Origin of the sequence: Larkinella punicea, assembly GCF_003334855.1 — a bacterium.
GTDB lineage: Bacteria > Bacteroidota > Bacteroidia > Cytophagales > Spirosomataceae > Larkinella > Larkinella punicea.
In genome coordinates this window covers 219146-237066 of sequence record NZ_QOWE01000007.1, presented here as the reverse complement: position 1 = coordinate 237066, position 17921 = coordinate 219146, and the positions used below count along the sequence as shown (strand labels likewise).

Genomic DNA, 17921 nt, shown 5'->3' with positions numbered 1-17921 from the left:
CAAAACATCAGACGGTTTCGACTTCATATACATCCGTAATTTCGTCCAGAATACCGGCGATTTCTCCATAGGTATCTGCCTGCACGAGCCGGAGCCGGAACGGTTTGAAATTTTCCAGTCCCTTGAAATAATTGGTATAGTGTCGGCGCATTTCGAAAATGCCGGTTTTCTCTCCTTTCCAGCGAATCGAAAAGTCGAGGTGCTGCTTGCAAATGGCCACCCGGTCGGCAAGGGTTGGAGCGGCCAGGTGTTCGCCGGTCCGGAGGAAGTGCTTGATTTCGTTAAAGATCCAGGGGTAGCCAATGCTGGCCCGGCCAATCATAATACCGTCGACGCCGTACTGATTTTTATACGCCAGGGCTTTTTCGGGGCTATCGATGTCGCCGTTGCCGAAAATCGGAATTGTAATGCGGGGGTTTTCTTTCACCCGCCCAATCAGCGTCCAGTCGGCCTCACCCTTGTACATTTGCACCCGTGTCCGGCCGTGGACCGTAAGGGCTTGAATGCCAATATCCTGTAGCCGTTCCGCCACTTCCATGATGTTCCGGGTGTTGTCGTCCCAGCCCAGGCGGGTTTTCACCGTGACGGGCAAGTGCGTGGCTTTCACGACGGCTTCGGTCATTTTCACCATCTTCGGAATATCCTGCAGCAGAGCCGCCCCGGCACCCCGACACGCTACGTTTTTGACCGGACAGCCGTAATTGATGTCGATCAGGTCCGGGTTGGCGCGGCTGGCAATTTCGGCACAGGCCCGCATCGTTTCGATATCCGATCCAAACAACTGAATCCCAATCGGGCGTTCGTATTCGAAAATATCCAGTTTCCGGACGCTTTTGGCCGCGTCGCGAATGAGTCCTTCCGACGAAATGAACTCCGTATACATCAAATCCGCCCCATTGGCCTTGCAAACCGCCCGGAACGGCGGATCGCTCACATCCTCCATCGGAGCCAGCAGCAGGGGAAAGTCTCCCAGTTCGATTGTGCCAATTTTAACCATATACCGCTAACAATGCGTTTTTGAAAGATGTTCGCCAACCGGTCATGTTTTCAGACGTACACCAGTCAGGTTTTCAAAACCTGACTGGTGTACGTCTGAAAACATGACCGGTGTGAGCCGATTCCATAAAAAACCGGCACGGTTTTGAATTCCTGACTAGTTTGGGCGTAAATTTACAGCAATTATGGAAGACTTCCGCCTGACGCCTTCGTCCAATCCCCCCCTGCATCCGTTTCGTAGCCTGTTGGTTCTGCTGGGGTTTGTTTTGTTGGGAATGTCACTGGGCGGTTTACTGGCCGGGGTGTTCCTGACGGCCTGGGCATCGGCCAGCGGCAACACGTCCATTACGGATATTACCGGTATTTTGACGAATCCCGCCGATTATCCGGGGAGCTGGCATTTGCTGATGCTGATTCAGGCGGTGAGCCACCTCTGTTCGTTTCTGCTTCCCTGCGTGTTGTACCTCCGCTGGATCGAGCGCAAATCGTGGGCGGAGTTCAATGCCCGGCCACTGACGGCGGTTCAATCCGTGGGTTTGGTGGCGCTGTTGACCATCACCTTCATGCCGTTGAACGGGCTGATCATCGAGTGGAATCAGAACATCGATTTTCCGGACAGTCTGGCCGGGCTGGAAGCGTGGATGAAACAGAAAGAAGACCAGATTTCCGGCCTGACGACCTTCCTGACCGATTTTAGCTCCCCCCTCGATCTGGTGATTGCATTGGTAGTGATTGGCATCATCCCCGGTATTGGTGAAGAGGTGTTGTTCCGGGGCATGTTACAGCGAAAACTGGCCCAGTGGACGGGCAATGTACACGTTGCGATCTGGGTTTCGGCGCTCATTTTCAGTGCCATTCACGTCCAGTTTTACGGTTTTGTGCCGCGCGCCTTGCTGGGTGCGCTGTTTGGATATGTGTACATCTGGTCGGGGAATATCTGGGTTCCCATCCTGGCACACGCGGTCAATAACGGGTTTACGGTATTGATGGTGTGGTTGTATCACCGGCAGATGATTTCGGTCGATATTGAAAATACGAATTCGGTTCCTTTGACCGGCGCGTTAATTTCACTACTTTTAACCATAGGTTTTTTAACCTTTTTTCGAAAAACGAATCAATCGTCGTCTCAACCTTATGTCTGATCAGTGGGAGAAAGTACTGGTGACACCTACCACCTACCGCGCCGAACTGGCAAAAGTGTTGTTAGCCGAGCACGAAATCAATGCCGTCGTTGTCAATAAAAAAGATAGTAATTATCTTCTGGGGAACTGCGAAGTGTATGTGCAAACCGAGGATGCGGCCATGGCAAAGATTTACCTGATTTCGGCCGATTTGGAATATTGAAAAGCGAATGACCAATTACCCGGACCGGCGCAAACCTGTTCGTGATTGGTCATTTATTTTTTGTCGTCATTTTTTTTCGCGTACGAAATCACAGTATAAATGCCCTCCTTGGGTTTGCCGGACATTTCGAGGGTAACCACCGTGCGGGCGGTTTCCCAGATGCTCGAACGGCTCAGATGACTCAGCAGGACGGCATCGCCGTAGCGCTCGGGACGGTTTTTATACAGGGGATAGTTCCACGACCAGTAGTCGCCGGAAGGAGGGCCGTAACGATCTGACAGGGTTTTGACCAGGGTTTGATACTCGTCCCAATGCTGTTGGGCGCGGACATGACGATCGGTGAAAATGTACAGGGCTCCAGCGAGTTGATCGTTGACAAAGGCGAATTTCACCGAAGCCGGGAAGTTATAAAACCAACGTTGTCGGTAGTGAAGCGTCGTATCCGTAATCCGAAACGGAACCGTCTGTTCAACCGCCTGAACCTCTTTGCGGCTCATGCCCCAATGCAATGAGCGAAGGTCGTTTTCTGGTTGCAGAATATTTCCTGTCAATTGAAAAAACAGGCATAGCAGGACGAGAAGCATACAGGGCGGGGTCGGTGAGTAGAACGCTGGCAAATCCTACTCTAATGATTGAGAACTGTAAATAAAGTTAAAAATAGACGGAAAGAGAAACCAGGGTAGGAACGAGCTGTTCGTATTTTGTTATTTTCGCCGGATAAACCACCCTGATTTGTAGTTAACTTTCTACATGAAAGAACGTTTAAATCGGATGACGAATCTGCAACAGCGCGTAATTGCTGCGGCTGTCGGCGTCATCATCATCTTGTTTGGAATCTGGTATAGTGACTGGACGTTTGCGTTATTGTTCTGTGCCATCAGTGCGTTGACGCAACTGGAATTTTATAAATTACTGGGTCTCGATGGCAACCAACCGCTGACGTATTACGGTACGGCGGTAGGGTGTTTGATTTGTATACTAACCTATTTGATTGAAAAACAGATTGTTGACTATGATAGCTATTTTCTGATCTGTCCGGCAGCATCCATGATTTTTTTAATCAAATTGTATAAAAAGCGGGATTTAAAACCGTTTACCAATATCGGGTTTACCTTTCTGGGACTGATTTATGTCGCCGTTCCGTTCGCACTGCTGAATGTGCTGGCGTTGCGGGGCGGCACCTACCATCCGGGTTTGATGCTGGGCTGCCTGGTGTTGTTGTGGGCGAGCGATATTGGTGCGTATTTTGCCGGAACCAAATTTGGCCGACGGAAATTATTTGAACGCGTATCGCCCAAAAAATCGTGGGAAGGAGCGGTTGGCGGAGCTCTGGCGGCTGCGGTTATCGCCTTTTTTCTGACTATTTTTGTCGATGATCTGCGGCCGTGGGAGTGGTATTGTGTGGGCGCCATCATTGTGGTAACGGGAACCTACGGGGATCTGGTCGAATCGCTGTTCAAGCGCAGCATTGCCATCAAGGATTCCGGCTCCACGATTCCGGGACACGGCGGTTTTTTAGACCGGTTCGACGGCTTGCTGCTGGCAGCACCGTTTATTATTACTTTTTTGAAACTGTTTGCGTGACACTGACACGGGCTGGCACAGCCAACGCCTTGTTATGGAACCCTAAACCTGGACCATGCGCCGTTGAGACCGGCGTTTTACGATTGAGACATGAAGACTTCATTCATACAACTTGTTGTTATTCTGACCCTCGCGTCGGGATTGATGCTGACCACCAGCCACACCGCGCGGGCGCAGGGGCAGGAAAAACTGATCATGTTTACCGGGATCATTACAGCCGGAAAAACGTCTGAGCCGCTGCCGGAAGCCTACATTTCCATCCCGCGCGCGGGTCGGGGCGTGTTGTCCAACAGCATCGGATATTTTGCCATCCCGGTTTTGCCGGGCGATAGCATCGTTTTTAGTTACCTCGGTTTCAAGAAACAATACCACATCATTCCACGTCGGTTAACGGAACAGTCGTATTCGGCGGTGGTGGCGATGCAGGAAGATGTGCAGATGTTGACCGAAGTAAAAGTCTATCCATATCCAACAGAAGAACTTTTCAAACAGGCTTTTGTCAACCTGAAATTGCCGGATGAAAAAGAACGGGAGAACATGGCCCGCAACCTCAGCGCCGAATCCATGCAGCGATTGGCGGCCTTGACGCCCATGAGTGCCGCCGGGAATTACCGGTATTACCTGAACCAGCAGTGGTTTGGCCGCGAATCGATAACGGGTCGTTCGCAACTGACCACGATTCCGTTCCTGAATCCGTTTGCCTGGGCGAGCTTCATCAAGTCGGTTAAAAACGGTGATTTGAAGAAAAAGGATTTCCGGCAGGAACTCAACGCCACCCCACCGGAAGGCTTGTCCCGGCAGGATATTCTGAAGAATAACTAGGGTTTACGGTTTACGGCGGGCAGTCGATGCAGTTTAGTAAACCGTTCACTAAATATCGAATGTTGAATCAGTAGTGTACGAAGGATGCATTTTTTTTACCCTCTTTGGCTGTTGGTGTAGAACGATCTTTAGAATGGTTTTTTCTGATACTGTAACGCGGCTAACCATCCCTCATTTGCGTTAGCATCGACAAGCGTTTGCAAAAAACGTGACCAAAAAAGGGAAGGGAAAACGGTTTACCAATCATTTAAATCCTTCGTACAGTACTGATAACGAATATCGAATGTTGAAGTCGGCAACCGCAGGAACGACAACCCGTCGAAAACCGAAAACTACTTCCCCTCGAATTTCAATAGTTTCGTGGTTTGTCCGTCAAACCGGGCATAGGTGTTGAGATTGATCCATTCTCCGAGATTGATATACCGGCTGTTTTCGGTCACTTTCAGATCCAGCGACAGGTGACGATGGCCGAAAATGTAGTAATCGTGGTGTTGGCGGGTCTCCATTTCCTTGCAATATTGCCAGAGCCACTCCTGTTCATTTCCCCTGAACACATCGGTTTTATGCTGCTCGGCGGCTTTGCGCTTGCGTGACCAGCCATTGCCGAAAAGGACACCGATATCGGGATGAAGCCAGCGGAAAAACCACCGGGCCAGCCCATTCTCAAATATTTTTTTGAGCTGTTTATACTTGAAATCGCCGGGACCCAGGCCGTCGCCATGACCGACCAGGAAGTGTTGATCACCAATCTGGTACGATTTCGGTAACCGGTAAACCGGAATCCCCATCTCTTCGGTAAAATAGTCCGCCATCCACATATCATGATTTCCGGAAAAGAGCTTTAGCTTGATACCAGCGTCCGACAATTCGGCCAGTTTTCCCTGAAGGCGGGTGAAGCCTTTGGGAATCACGTGTTTGTATTCAAACCAGAAATCAAAGACGTCGCCGACCAGGAAAATGGCTTCGGCATCCTTGCTGACCAGGTCGAGCCAGCGGATAACCCGGCGTTCCCGTTCGCGGCTAACGGTGGGTGTAGGCATTCCTAAATGAAAGTCGGAAGCAAAGTAAACGGCTCGGTCCGGAGGGAGCGGTAGGAGTTCAATGGATGGCATGAATATTTTTTCAGGAATACAAAGGTAACACATTGCTTCTTTACCTCCGAAACTCGGATATTGCATTCTCAACGACGAAACCGTCGATTAACCCACAGTTTGCAGAGATGATATGAAAAAACGGTTTATTGCCTTGGTCGGTTTGGTCGGATTTATGGGCGTAGGAAAGGAGGGAGGTCAACCGTTAAAGGCTCAGTCGCCCCTGGCGATGGTAGCAGTAACAAAAAATCCACCGGCGTTGGTCGAGAAGTTGGTTTTTGATCGGGTGCTGGTGTATGAACAAACGGATTACAACGGTTCGGTGGTTCGGTATCAGGTTTTATTAAACTCCAAAACCGGCCAGTTCGGCTTCGACCGGAAGCTGGCGAATCTGAGTTTTCCAGGGGTGGTAGGTGGCTATACGTTCGTTACGGGCCAGCCCGATGGTAGCTACCGGGTTTATGTGGCCGACAAATATGAAGGCAAAATTATCATGCGTTACAACGTTGGCAGTGCCTATTATGCCCCCAATCGGGCCGCTGCCTGCCGGAATCGTTTTCAGAAGCGGTATCATCCGACGGGCCGGGAAGGAAGCCAGTACGGCCTGACCGCGGCCGAATACAAGGCCAGTCTGGGCCGTTCGGACACCGAATGGTTGTGGGTAGCCGAAGTGCCGTTTAATTCATACCCGCTGTATTTGTTCAACGAGCTGGCGCTGGAAGCCAAACTTCCGGATGCTCACAGCATCAATTTCTCGTCGTCGCTGGCACCCAACGAATTGCTGGTTCAGTCCAAGAAAGAATACTACTCGGAAAAAGTGAACGGAAAACCGGCCACCAGTACCTTGAAACTTATCTTTTTCGGCCCTGCCAACCACTCCTTTGATGCAACGGGGTATAAGTTCAAATAAGGAATTGAGAGAAATTGATACCTTCTGACTGTCAGATCTGCAAAAAGCCGACACTTGTGTCGGCTTTTTGCATGATAAGGGGTCTTCTGTTGTTGCTCTTACGACAAGGCTGGCAGATCAGGCGTCGGCAGCGGTTTGGTTTGTTCCGGTTTGCTGTCGGTACCAATCTCCTCTTCCACTACTTCGCTGTTGTTCTTGTAAGCCTGGTAGGTCGTTTCTTTCTGGAAAGGACGTTTGCCCAGAATCCGGACGAGGTCTTTCTGGAACAGAATCTCTTTCTCCAGTAGCTCTTTCGCTACGGCTTCCAGACCGGCCCGGTTTTCAGCCAGCAAGGCCTTGGTCCGGACATAAGCCTGGTCGATGATCTTGCGAACTTCGTCGTCGATGGCTTCGGCCGTCGCTTCTGAATACGGTTTGTTGAACTGGTATTCGCTCTGTTTCGAATCGTAAAACGAAACGTTACCAATTTTGTCATTCATTCCGTACATGGTCACCATGCTGTAGGCCAGCTTCGTAATCCGTTCAAGATCACTGAGGGCACCGGTCGAAATCTTCCCGAAGACGTTATCTTCCGCAGCCCGACCACCGAGCGTCATACACATCTCATCGATGAGCTGTTCCGTGCGGTATAGATACTGTTCTCGGGGCAGATACTGCGCGTAACCCAATGCAGCAACGCCACGTGGTACAATCGTGACTTTCACCAGCGGATCGGCGTGTTCCAGAAACCAGCCTGTAACGGCGTGACCCGCTTCGTGGTAGGCAACAATCTCCTTCTCCTCCGGTGCAATGAGTTTGTTTTTCTTCTCTAAACCGCCAATGACGCGATCCATCGCATACTGGAAGTCCTGCATATCGACCGATTCTTTGTTCCGGCGGGCGGCAATCAGCGCAGCTTCGTTACAAACGTTGGCAATATCGGCCCCCGCAAAACCCGGGGTTTGAGCCGCCAGCTCCCGCGGATCGACGTCGGTATCCAGTTTAATGGGCTTCAAGTGGACTTTGAAAATCGCTTCCCGGCCAACAATGTCCGGTTTGTCAATGCTGATTTGGCGGTCGAACCGGCCGGGACGCAGCAGTGCCGAATCCAGTACATCGGGGCGGTTGGTTGCAGCCAGAATAATGATTCCGGAGTCGGTGGCAAAACCGTCCATCTCAACCAGCAGGGAGTTCAGCGTATTTTCGCGCTCGTCGTTCGCACCAGGCATCGAACCCCGTCCACGAGACCGGCCAACGGCGTCAATTTCGTCGATGAAGATAATACAGGGTGCTTTTTCTTTGGCTTGTTTAAACAAGTCACGTACCCGGGCCGCCCCGACACCGACAAACATTTCGACAAAGTCGGAACCCGACAGCGAGAAGAAAGGCACACCGGCTTCACCCGCTACGGCTTTGGCCAGCAGGGTTTTACCTGTACCCGGAGGGCCAACCAGCAACGCACCTTTCGGAATTTTAGCCCCGAGTTTGGTAAACTTGGTAGGGTTTTTCAGGTAATCGACAATCTCCTTGATTTCTTCTTTGGCTTCGTCCAGACCTGCCACGTCGTTAAACGTGATTTTTACCCGGTTTTCAGCGTCGAACAAAGCGGCTTTTGATTTTCCAATGTTGAAAATCTGACCGCCCGGCCCGGCTCCGCCCGACATCCGGCCCAGCAGAAAATACATGGCCAGGATCATGACGATGAAGAAACCCCAGGTTTGCAGAAAACCGCTCCAGTCGCTTCGCTGTTCGATTTTATAGTCGATCTTTTCGTTATCGGGAATACCTTCCTGAATTCGGTCCAGGTCTTTTTTGAACGACTCGGCCGACGATACCCGGAAACTGAAATGAGGTCCGGATTCGGAGTTAAAATACGATTTGTCCTGAAATTGCGTCCGGTATTTTTGTTGCAGTGCCTGTTGAGTCAGGGTAATTTCTACAACCTCATTGTTCACAATGACTACCTTGTCAACTTCCTTATTCTTAACCATCTTTTCAAATCCGCGGATGGTCGTCTCCCGGACGGCACTGCTGCGGTTGAAAAAGGTTATCCCGAGGATCGCTGCAATCAGGATCGCTACAATCCAGCCCTGGAAGTTTGGCCGACGGGGAGTTCTGGGTGAAAGTGGATTTCTATTATTATCAGGCATTTTTGCAACAGAATTACGGCTAAATACACAAAAAAGGAAACACCATTTGATAATGGATTGTTTCTACTGGGTTTGGGATTCGATAAACGGGGAGTAGCCGGGGTAGATGGTCGTATGAGCGGATAAACACTCGTTCTGTTACCTGTTTCCGGTTCAGACCGTTTGGTTCAGGCAAAGGTTTCTTCCACGAGGTGGATTTCAGCGTCACCCCAAAGTTGCTCGAGGTCATAGAACACCCGGCGTTCTTTTTTGAAAACATGAACGACAACATCCACGTAATCGAGCAGAATCCATTCCCGATTCATTTTGCCTTCCTCATGCCAGGGATTGATTTTACTGGCTTTGAATACTTCTTCTTCAACGGAATCGGCGATGGCGTCAATCTGCGTGTCGGACGTTCCGGAGCAGATGACGAAGTAGTCAGAAATGGCATTTTTAACGTCGCGAAGATCCATGACAACAATGTCAACGGCCTTCTTTTCCTGCATCCCCTTCACGACGAGTTTGCACAATTCTTCGGATGATAAGTCCTTCGGTTTATTTATTCTCATGCTACTGGTTTAAATTGCAAAGACCGAAACCAGCGGGTACGTTTACTGTAAACAAGAATTAGTACCATAATTTCGGTATTCATCCAACTAAATGTATTAAAAATTTGTACAAGTTTCGACCCAAAACTCTTTTTATTGGACAAAAAATTAATTATCTGCCAACTTGTCAGTCTACGAACGATGTTGCAGCCGAATTAATCACGTCCGAAACCGCTTTGGATGGAACCGTCGTCATAACCGGCAACCAAACCGCCGGACGAGGGCAGCGCGGGAATCAGTGGGAAGCCCAACCCAACCAAAACCTGACCTTTTCGGTTCTTCTACAGCCCACATTTCTGCAGGCCTCAGAACAGTTCTGGCTGAACATTGCCGTTTCACTGGGAATCAGCGACTGGCTGAGCACCTACGTGGGCGACCGACTGAAAATCAAGTGGCCCAACGATCTCTACGTTCTACAGCGTAAAATTGGTGGAATATTAATTGAAAACACGCTGTATGGCTATACAATTGCGTGGTCGGTGGTTGGAATTGGGTTAAACATCAACCAAACCCGCTTTCAAACGCCAACTGCGACCTCCCTTAGCAATGAAACACCAAACGACCTGGATTTCGTTCTGCCAGAACTGTTTCCGGCTTTACTGGAGTCGCTCGAACGCCGTTATCTGGCCTTACGGGCCGGTCAACGCGATGTATTGAAAACGAATTACCTCCAGCGATTATTCCGCTATCAGGAAGAAAGCATCTTTAAAGCCGATGGCGAACATTTCCGGGGGATCATCGTCGGCGTTGAAGAAACCGGTCGGCTGGCCATTCAGGTGGGTGAAAAGCTTCGGAGTTTTGCTTTTAAGGAAGTGGAGTTTGTGATTGATGGAGATTGAATAAAGAATATCGAACATCGAATAACGAAGTGCAGGGAGCAGGTTAGGTGGTTTTGCGGGAACCCTTGATGAGGGCTGCGATGCCCAGGATGATCACAGCACCCACGAAAGCGGTCAAAACCCGGTCGAGAACACCACCGGCTCCCGTTGCAAAGGTGTTGCCGAAAATCCAGCCACCGACGAAGGCACCGGCAATGCCTAACAGAATCTCGGTGAATAAGGAAAACGAGAAGCGTTTAAAAAGAAGATCGGCCAGCCAACCGGCAATGGCTCCAACCAGAATGGTCATCAATAGTCCCATGGCTTTCAAAGCGTTTAGTTTGTAGGCAATAGAACTCAGGCTGAGTCGGTTTGTTTTACAAACTTCGCCGGAACCAGCGGTTATTCTGCCGGACGGAAACCAATCACCGCCACCATGCGCCCCGTATTGCCCTTTTCAATCCGGTAGGAAAAGAAATCCCGGTTGTGGGTGACCGTCGAATAGGGAGAAACGCCAACCTGGCTGGCCGGAATACCGGCGTTGACCAGTTGAGCCACATTGGCAGCTTTTAAGTCGATCAAAAACTTCTGACGTTCAACATCAAACGCCTTGTGGGCTTCGTCAAATTGTTCGGCGACCTCATCTCCAACCTCAAATGAATCCTGGTCGATGCACGTGCCGACGTAGGCGAAACACGCAGCGGGCTGAGAGCCAAACTGGTCGTTCATGGCCTGAACGGTTTTCTCAACAATTCGGGCCACCGTGCCGCGCCACCCGGCGTGGATAGCCGCCACGGCTTGCTGTCCGGCATCGTAAATCAAGATGGGCGTACAGTCGGCCACCGTAACCGTCAGAAAATGATGAGGCTGGTTGGTTATTAACGCATCGTAACCCTCAAACCGCCCCGCTTGCTGAACAGTCAGAATCCGGTCGCCATGAACCTGGTGCGAAGACGCCACCTGCTCCGGACTAATGCCCAGACTGGAAAAAAAGCGACGGCGGTTTTCCTCAACGTGTTCGGGCAAGTCGGTGGTATTCAAACCGACATTGAGGGAGGAAAAGGGAAAAGGGCTGATGCCGCCGTGGCGGGTGCTTTCGGCGGCAATAACCGATTGAAAAGGCTGAAATACCGCTGGAATTTGATGAAGTGATTCTAACACAATCATTCGACGTATTCGGTTAAAACAAATTCTGCACTATTGATTTTTGGGTTATGAAAATTTTGAAATTACCCGCTGAATTACCCGCATTTATTCTTGCAAACAGGCATAATTCAAAATTAAATCAATTTGTAACTAATTGATAATCTGAATGTTATCTATATTTTTTATCGGTTACCGTTCGATCGTTCATCCAGAAAACAAACCGTTCGTCGGGGCGCATCAACCGCTGGCGTACTATCTGTCGGTTGGTACGACCGGGAGCCGCTATATTTGAATCGTCAAACAGACATAAACAACAACTAAGAACAACTTTAAGCACACCATGAAAACGTTCATTTCTTCCGTACTCGTCGCGCTGGCCGTAAGCGCATCAACCGTAACTTTTGCAAACTCTGACAACGAAAAAGTGGCTGGCACCTACCAGGTGGGCTTGTACCCCTCCGCTCAAAATGCCAAGGTCAACGTAATGGTTGCCAAAGAAAAAGGATCTTCACTGAACGTACAACTGCTGGATGGCAGCGGTGCGGTTCTGGCTACCCAGCAACTGGACAAGAACGAAACGACCACCCGCACCCGGTTTGACCTGAGTCAACTGGAAGACGGAAAATATAAAGTGGTCGTAACGGACGGGACTTCTAAAATTGTGAAAGAAGTTAACCTCCAAACCAAAACACCGGTTCAACCTGAGCGCTCTGTTTCTCTGCGCTGATAATCCGGCATTTCCACACCAAAAAAGAGCCCCAATCGCAGGATGGGGGCTCTTTTTGGTTTATTTCGATTTGCTGTAGGCACTTCGAAAGTATTTCACACTTTCGGCAATTTCGGGGCCGTTGTTTTCCCAGTGGTATTCATATTCGACGGAGATCGGGCCTTTGAACTTTTGGCGTTTGAGTTCCGCAATCACGGCATCCACCTTGCAATCGCCGGTTCCCCAGACCACATCGTGGTATTTGCCGTCGGGTGTATCTTTCTTCACGTCTTTGAAGTGCATGCCCAGAATGTGGCCCTGCAATTTTTTCAGACAATCGACGGGATCCAGACCCGAACGCACCCAGTGGCCGATGTCGGCGCAGGAACCCACGTATTTGCTCGTGCCAATCACCGCCAGAACCGAGTCGGGATGCCAGTAGTGCGACGGTTTGGGGTGGTTGTGGAGGGCCACATTAATTTTATACTCGTCGGCCAGCCGACCAATGTACGGCATCTGCTCCACTTTGGGTTCGGTATTGATGTTCAGAACACCCATGTCTTTGGCAAATTCGAACAGCGATTTCCAATCGGCCTCCGTCGGCGCATTGACTACACCAAAGGCAACAATGGTTAATCCTTTGTCTTTCACCAGTTTTTTAACGGCCTGACGCGTAGCCGCATCCATTTTGTAATCCATTTTGCCTTCGATGCCGCCCCCAATGGTCTGGCCCGGAAAAGCCTCTACGTATTTCAAACCGCAGCTATCGATCTTGCGGATGGCTTCGGCAAAGGTGAACAAACGGAACGAATACGACTGGGAGCCAAGCTTCCAGCCGGCTTTGTCTTCAGGATTGCGTTGAGCAAACGAGGTGAGGGTACTGAGAGCCAGAAAGCCGACTGCCAGCATACAATGTTTCATGCGGTTCATTCGATACGGATTTAGTAGATCGGAGCAAAAGTAAAAAAAAACGGTGGTTGGATGGTTATAGATGGTTAAATGGTTGGATGGTTGGAGATGGTTGGATGGTTGAAAATGGTTGAATGGTTAGAGATGGTTAGAATTTTTGACAAACCATTCAACCATTTTCAACCATCCAACCATCTATTTTACTCATTTTTCCCCATTCCTGTCGTTCGGCTTCACTCCACAGATCGGGATAAAAGATGCGTTTCTGCTCCCGGGGAGGGAGGTACTTCTGCCAGTTCGTACCGCCGGTGGCTTTAATATCGTCGGGATTCTGGTGCAAATACCGCATCGCCGAACGCAGGTGCATGGATTTCCAGCGAACGTTGAGCCGGTGATCGTATTCGCGCAGTTGCTGAATCAGTTCGTCCGTGGGTTCGTTCTGACTTTGCAAGGTAAGAAACCGCTGCCACAGATTGCAGCGACGGTATTCAGTTGCAAGTCGGATCAGCCGGTCGGAATAGTGGCTTTCAAACTGCCGGAGTGTCAGGGTTTTTTGCTGAGTGGCCAGTTCAGTAGCGCCCTGTTTCCAGTACAGAAAAGGGTAGAGGCTTTCCAGCGACAGAGTGGGGGTGAAATCGGTCGGAAAATCACCGGAAAGCAGGTTGACAAAATCCGTGGAAACGATTTCAATTTCCCGAAACTGCACCGATTGAAAACCGCTCGAAGGCAGCAGCGCCATCCGGAATTTCAGAAATTGTTCCTTTTCCATCCCGTCGACCATCACCGAATACGAACGCTCCAGAATGTCAAAATACCGGTTGATGCGCTGCATACGTTCGGTGAAAAACCGGGCGGTCAGGGCAGCATGTTGGGCAATCTGGCTGATTTCGTGCAGAATAAGCTTGAAATACAGTTCCGTACTTTGGTGATAGGTAATGAAAATCAGTTCGTCGGGATACGCCGTTCGCGGATTCTGAAGCGACAACAGCGTTTCCAGATGAATGTAATCCCAATACGTCAGGTAGTCGGCCTGTAGCAAGCCTTCCAGGTGCGAAGCAACATCCTGCCCCATGGCCGCGTATTTTTCAGCAAGTTGGCGGAGTTTGTCGGAGAGATCGGAGGGAAGTGGCTCATTCATGCAGTCTACATCAAAACGCCCTGAAAAACTTCGTCCAGTTTGCTGACGGGTTTGATTTTGATTTTGTAACTGTCAAAATCCAGCCCCTTTATGTTGTATTTCGAAATGAAAATCTGCTTGAAACCCAGTTTTTCGGCTTCCGAAATCCGGGATTCGACGCGGTGAACGGCGCGCACTTCGCCCCCCAGACCCACTTCGGCCGCAAACGCCACCGACGATGGGATGGCAATATCCTCATAACTCGAAACGATGGCGGCACAAACCGACAGATCAATCGCCGGATCTTCCACTTTGAGTCCGCCGGCCACATTCAGAAAAACGTCCTGCTGGCCCAGGCGAAAACCGCCCCGTTTTTCGAGAACCGCCAGCAGCATCTGCAAACGTTTGTTGTCGAAACCGGTGCTGCTCCGTTGGGGTGTTCCGTAGTTGGCGATGCTCACCAGGGCCTGAATTTCAATCAGTAACGGGCGGTTGCCTTCCACCATCGAACCGATGGCAATGCCGCTGAGGGCTTCGTCGCGCTGTGAAATCAGAATTTCGGAGGGATTGGTAACCTGCCGCAGACCCGTTCCCTGCATTTCGTAGATGCCCAGTTCGGAAGTACTGCCAAAGCGGTTTTTGGTCGTCCGCAGAAGTCGGTAGGTCGTATGCCGGTCGCCTTCAAAGGTCAAAACCGTATCCACCATGTGTTCCAGCACTTTGGGGCCGGCCAGCGAACCGTCTTTGGTGATGTGACCCACCAGAAACACCGGTGTGCCGCTTTCCTTGGCGTATTTCATGAATTCGGCGGTGCACTCGCGGACCTGCGAAACACTGCCCGCTCCTGATTCGACCAGCGACGAGTGCATGGTCTGGATGGAGTCGATAATGAGCACTTCGGGCTCAAAGTGTTCGACGGTTCGGAAAATATTCTGCGTGGAGGTTTCGGTCATGATGTAGCAATCGCTGACCGGAACCGGCAGTCGCTCGGCGCGCATTTTGATCTGCTGCTCGCTTTCTTCGCCCGATACGTATAAGACCCGCGTGTCGTTCAAACCGAGCGCGATCTGTAAAAGCAGGGTCGATTTGCCGATGCCCGGTTCGCCACCAATCAGCACCAGCGATCCCGGAACAATACCGCCCCCGAGCACCCGGTTTAGCTCGTCATCGGGCGTCAGCGTCCGCTCCTGTTCTTCGTAGTTGATCGCGTGGATGGCTTTCGGTTTGGCGGCTGTTTTCGGCGCTGCGGACGGTCGCCAGTTGCCGGCCACGGGTTCTTCCTTCGTAATCACCTCTTCCACAAAGGTGTTCCACTCGCCACAAGCCGGGCAGCGACCCAGCCATTTGGGTGCCTGGGTGCCGCAATTCTGACAGAAAAAAGTTGTTTTTGTTTTTGCCATTAAACCTTTGGTTACAATTGCACTTCTAAGCAGGGTGCTGTGACAGAATAGGGGGAAAAAGCCTGTTACGTGTCCTGTTTAAAATTCGCTTCTGCAAAGAACGCGATGCGCTCGTTCAGTAACAATATACTAAAAAAAACTGGTTTGGCATAGCACATTTGCCATCGTTCTCGTTATTCACTCAAACATCTCTTCAAATGAAAAAAATCCTGTTTTTGGGACTGGTTATGATCCTGCCCTCCCTGACGTTTGCCCAATTCAGTATTGGTATCAAGGGCGGGGTAAACCTGTCCCAGTTCACCATGGGCGACTTTGTGACCACGCGCCTGAATGCCAACGGCACCCCCCAGGTGAATGTCAGCGGTCAGGTCATTCGCGATAATTTGAAAGAAAGTTTCGACAGCAAAACCGGCTGGGCTTACGGAATCTATACCCGGTTTGGGAAAAACATTTACATCCAGCCCGAACTGCTGGTGTCGTCAAAAGGCGGCTCATTCGACATTGTTCGCGACATCAACGGCCAGCCGACTACAGAGACGGTTTCGATCAAAACGACCAATTTTGACGTGCCGATTTTGCTGGGCTTAAAAGGCGGTCCGATCCGGGTTGTGGCGGGTCCGATCGTATCGTTCCGCATCAGCGATGATCAGAAATTGCGTGACGCACTGGAAGATTACACGTCGGGCAGTCTGAACAATGCGCTGGCCAAAGCGACATACGGTTATCAGGTTGGGCTTGGCCTGGATCTGGGCCGGTTTGGGATCGACGTCCGGCGGGAAGGTAGCCTGTCCGATGTGGCCTCCGTGAATCTGGGGGGGGATGCCAATTCGGCTCAATTCAGCCAGCGACTGAAATCGTGGCAGGTAACCCTGGCGATGCGGCTTTTCTAAATTCAGTTCTATCAGATTATTTTACGGCGTAGTGGTCTTTTTAGAAGAACCGCTGCGCTTTTTTATTGACTGGTTGGTGGGGGCGGGCTCAATGCTGATGTCGAGGATCATTTCGGGGGCAAAAAACCGGAAGGGGGCAAAAAAACATGCCGTTGTCCCGTCCCGAAGGAGCCGACAACGGCTGTTCTGCTCAACTAACCCAAAATAAACCGTAATATTATTGTCTGTATGGAAAGCAATCAGTTGAATAACGATTGCATGAAACCGTTCAACCGCTGGCTGATTTCCTTCATCCGGCGCCGGGAGATGGCTACTTCCTGGCCATCGGTCAACCGAACGATGCGCTCGGTGGCGAAAACGCTGAACTGAACGTAGGCCAGGTTGATGATGGTCGATTTGTGAATCCGCAGAAACATCGACTGATCGAGCATATGTTCGAACGCTTTCAGGGTTTTGGAAACCAGATACCGCTTTTTGTCGCGCGTCGTGATGAACGTATAATTACCTTCTCCGTGCAGACTAACAATGTCATCCACCGAGATCATGATATTGCGATTCAGGTAAGGCAGCGCAATGCGGGTAGCGTTACGCTGATACATCCGGGGAAACAACGGTTGCAGTGTCGTGGAGGAGGGATATGCGAGCGATTCCATAGCGATTGACGATTAGAGTTTTGTTTATGTTTTTTGTTGTTACTGACATGACAAAACTAGCTCAAATTGCCGTTCACTAAAAAGGAAGGCTTGACATTTAGCGACTTGCCTTCATAGGTAAGTGGTTAATTGTCAAGCCTTTATCTTGTAAAATGGGCGGTTACATTCCGTATATCCCCTTGACCGATTACGTATTTCTACGTAGTGACGGTTTGCGTATACTACACATAACCTGCGGGAATTTAGCGGTCTGAATTACCGTACAATACCCGGTGAAAAATTGCGGATTCGATCCATGAAGTTCTGAGCCCGGCGCCGGGAAATTTTTACCTGTTGTCCGTCATTCAATTCCAGTTCGCCTTCTTTTTTGACGTAGAAACGGCGAACATAACAGAGGTTTACGATACAGGATTTATGAACCCGTACAAACGCTTCGCCATCCAGAAGGTCTTCGTATTCTTTTAAGGTCCGCGATACCAACATGCGGGTACCATCTTTTAGGAAGAAATTCGTGTAATTACCGGAACCCTCCAGACGGACAATTTCTTCGAGTGAGATGGTCCGTTTACGATCGTAAAAAGGAATGAGAAGTTTTTGGGCGACTGAGGGGGTGGACTTTTTTTCCACACTTTTGGGGAATTTTGTGGACACTTGGTCGAAAAGATTTTCCTTCAGGATGGATTCCATAATTGATCGAGTAAGATTGTGTAACAAAGGATTTGTATTGATTTTGAACAGGTTATCTCTGATTGTGCGGTATTTTTAATGATGTACCTCATTCGCCTGTTGTCAATACACCGCCCAACAACCGTACCG

General features: G+C 50.2%; 20 protein-coding genes. 8 read left to right on the top strand and 12 right to left on the bottom strand.

What is annotated here, in order from left to right:
* Positions 1-7 precede the first annotated feature (7 nt).
* A complete protein-coding gene (dusB, locus tag DUE52_RS10545; protein WP_114405966.1) occupies positions 8-997 on the bottom strand; it encodes a tRNA dihydrouridine synthase DusB in 990 nt (329 codons plus the stop codon).
* A 184-nt stretch (positions 998-1181) separates the two neighbouring features.
* On the opposite strand from dusB, the gene DUE52_RS10540 reads away from it, so the two are divergent.
* Together DUE52_RS10540 and DUE52_RS10535 are read left to right on the top strand one after the other, a co-directional pair.
* Positions 1182-2138, top strand: coding sequence for a CPBP family intramembrane glutamic endopeptidase (locus DUE52_RS10540; protein ID WP_114405965.1), 957 nt, complete (start codon positions 1182-1184; stop codon positions 2136-2138).
* Complete coding sequence (locus DUE52_RS10535) at positions 2131-2340, top strand: DUF2007 domain-containing protein (protein ID WP_114405964.1); 210 nt, start codon at positions 2131-2133, stop codon at positions 2338-2340. The genes DUE52_RS10540 and DUE52_RS10535 overlap by 8 nt, the downstream gene beginning before the upstream one ends.
* Before the next feature lie 53 nt (positions 2341-2393).
* Here the strand turns inward: DUE52_RS10535 and DUE52_RS10530 are convergent, their stop codons facing one another.
* Entirely contained in the window at positions 2394-2924 is a 531-nt protein-coding gene (locus DUE52_RS10530; RefSeq protein WP_133299808.1) for a hypothetical protein, read from the bottom strand.
* A 166-nt stretch (positions 2925-3090) separates the two neighbouring features.
* Here DUE52_RS10530 and DUE52_RS10525 point away from each other — a divergent pair, with 166 nt between their 5' ends.
* Both DUE52_RS10525 and DUE52_RS10520 read left to right on the top strand, forming a co-directional pair.
* Positions 3091-3924: a phosphatidate cytidylyltransferase gene (locus tag DUE52_RS10525; protein ID WP_114405962.1), complete on the top strand. Its 834-nt coding sequence runs from the start codon at positions 3091-3093 to the stop codon at positions 3922-3924.
* A 90-nt stretch (positions 3925-4014) separates the two neighbouring features.
* Positions 4015-4746 (top strand): carboxypeptidase-like regulatory domain-containing protein, encoded by a 732-nt coding sequence (locus DUE52_RS10520; RefSeq protein ID WP_114405961.1) that lies wholly within the window; start codon positions 4015-4017, stop codon positions 4744-4746.
* Between the two features lie 332 nt (positions 4747-5078).
* On the opposite strand, the gene DUE52_RS10515 is transcribed toward DUE52_RS10520, so the two are convergent.
* Positions 5079-5858, bottom strand: coding sequence for a UDP-2,3-diacylglucosamine diphosphatase (locus tag DUE52_RS10515; protein WP_114405960.1), 780 nt, complete (start codon positions 5856-5858; stop codon positions 5079-5081).
* A gap of 112 nt (positions 5859-5970) precedes the next feature.
* On the opposite strand from DUE52_RS10515, the gene DUE52_RS10510 reads away from it, so the two are divergent.
* Positions 5971-6747 carry a hypothetical protein gene (locus DUE52_RS10510; protein WP_114405959.1) on the top strand — a complete coding sequence of 259 codons (777 nt, stop codon included), beginning with the start codon at positions 5971-5973 and terminating at the stop codon, positions 6745-6747.
* Positions 6748-6845: 98 nt separating this feature from the next.
* Here the strand turns inward: DUE52_RS10510 and ftsH are convergent, their stop codons facing one another.
* Complete coding sequence (gene ftsH / locus DUE52_RS10505) at positions 6846-8876, bottom strand: ATP-dependent zinc metalloprotease FtsH (RefSeq protein WP_114405958.1); 2031 nt, start codon at positions 8874-8876, stop codon at positions 6846-6848.
* 167 nt (positions 8877-9043) lie between these two features.
* The gene (gene rsfS / locus DUE52_RS10500) at positions 9044-9427 is read right to left on the bottom strand and encodes a ribosome silencing factor (protein WP_114405957.1); all 384 of its coding nucleotides are present in this window, start codon (positions 9425-9427) and stop codon (positions 9044-9046) included.
* A gap of 104 nt (positions 9428-9531) precedes the next feature.
* On the opposite strand from rsfS, the gene DUE52_RS10495 reads away from it, so the two are divergent.
* Positions 9532-10305, top strand: a complete 774-nt coding sequence (locus tag DUE52_RS10495; RefSeq protein ID WP_114405956.1) for a biotin--[acetyl-CoA-carboxylase] ligase — start codon at positions 9532-9534, stop codon at positions 10303-10305.
* A gap of 43 nt (positions 10306-10348) precedes the next feature.
* Here DUE52_RS10495 and DUE52_RS10490 read toward each other — a convergent pair whose 3' ends face one another.
* Positions 10349-10606, bottom strand: a complete 258-nt coding sequence (locus DUE52_RS10490; RefSeq protein ID WP_114406033.1) for a GlsB/YeaQ/YmgE family stress response membrane protein — start codon at positions 10604-10606, stop codon at positions 10349-10351.
* An 80-nt stretch (positions 10607-10686) separates the two neighbouring features.
* Positions 10687-11451 (bottom strand): peptidoglycan editing factor PgeF, encoded by a 765-nt coding sequence (gene pgeF / locus DUE52_RS10485; protein ID WP_114405955.1) that lies wholly within the window; start codon positions 11449-11451, stop codon positions 10687-10689.
* Positions 11452-11770: 319 nt separating this feature from the next.
* Between pgeF and DUE52_RS10480 the strand changes: the two genes are divergently transcribed.
* Entirely contained in the window at positions 11771-12157 is a 387-nt protein-coding gene (locus DUE52_RS10480) for a T9SS type A sorting domain-containing protein (protein WP_114405954.1), read from the top strand.
* Between the two features lie 60 nt (positions 12158-12217).
* On the opposite strand, the gene DUE52_RS10475 is transcribed toward DUE52_RS10480, so the two are convergent.
* The 3 genes from DUE52_RS10475 to radA all read right to left on the bottom strand — a co-directional run bounded on the left by DUE52_RS10475 (position 12218) and on the right by radA (position 15562).
* Positions 12218-13066 (bottom strand): sugar phosphate isomerase/epimerase family protein, encoded by an 849-nt coding sequence (locus tag DUE52_RS10475; RefSeq protein ID WP_114405953.1) that lies wholly within the window; start codon positions 13064-13066, stop codon positions 12218-12220.
* A gap of 148 nt (positions 13067-13214) precedes the next feature.
* Entirely contained in the window at positions 13215-14183 is a 969-nt protein-coding gene (locus DUE52_RS10470) for a tryptophan 2,3-dioxygenase family protein (protein WP_229312131.1), read from the bottom strand.
* A gap of 5 nt (positions 14184-14188) precedes the next feature.
* Positions 14189-15562, bottom strand: a complete 1374-nt coding sequence (gene radA / locus DUE52_RS10465; RefSeq protein WP_114405951.1) for a DNA repair protein RadA — start codon at positions 15560-15562, stop codon at positions 14189-14191.
* Positions 15563-15759: 197 nt separating this feature from the next.
* Between radA and DUE52_RS10460 the strand changes: the two genes are divergently transcribed.
* The gene (locus tag DUE52_RS10460) at positions 15760-16452 is read left to right on the top strand and encodes a porin family protein (protein WP_114405950.1); all 693 of its coding nucleotides are present in this window, start codon (positions 15760-15762) and stop codon (positions 16450-16452) included.
* Between the two features lie 239 nt (positions 16453-16691).
* Here the strand turns inward: DUE52_RS10460 and DUE52_RS10455 are convergent, their stop codons facing one another.
* Positions 16692-17105 (bottom strand): LytR/AlgR family response regulator transcription factor, encoded by a 414-nt coding sequence (locus tag DUE52_RS10455; protein WP_170315687.1) that lies wholly within the window; start codon positions 17103-17105, stop codon positions 16692-16694.
* 255 nt (positions 17106-17360) lie between these two features.
* The gene (locus tag DUE52_RS10450; RefSeq protein WP_114405948.1) at positions 17361-17792 is read right to left on the bottom strand and encodes a LytR/AlgR family response regulator transcription factor; all 432 of its coding nucleotides are present in this window, start codon (positions 17790-17792) and stop codon (positions 17361-17363) included.
* Positions 17793-17921: the final 129 nt, after the last annotated feature.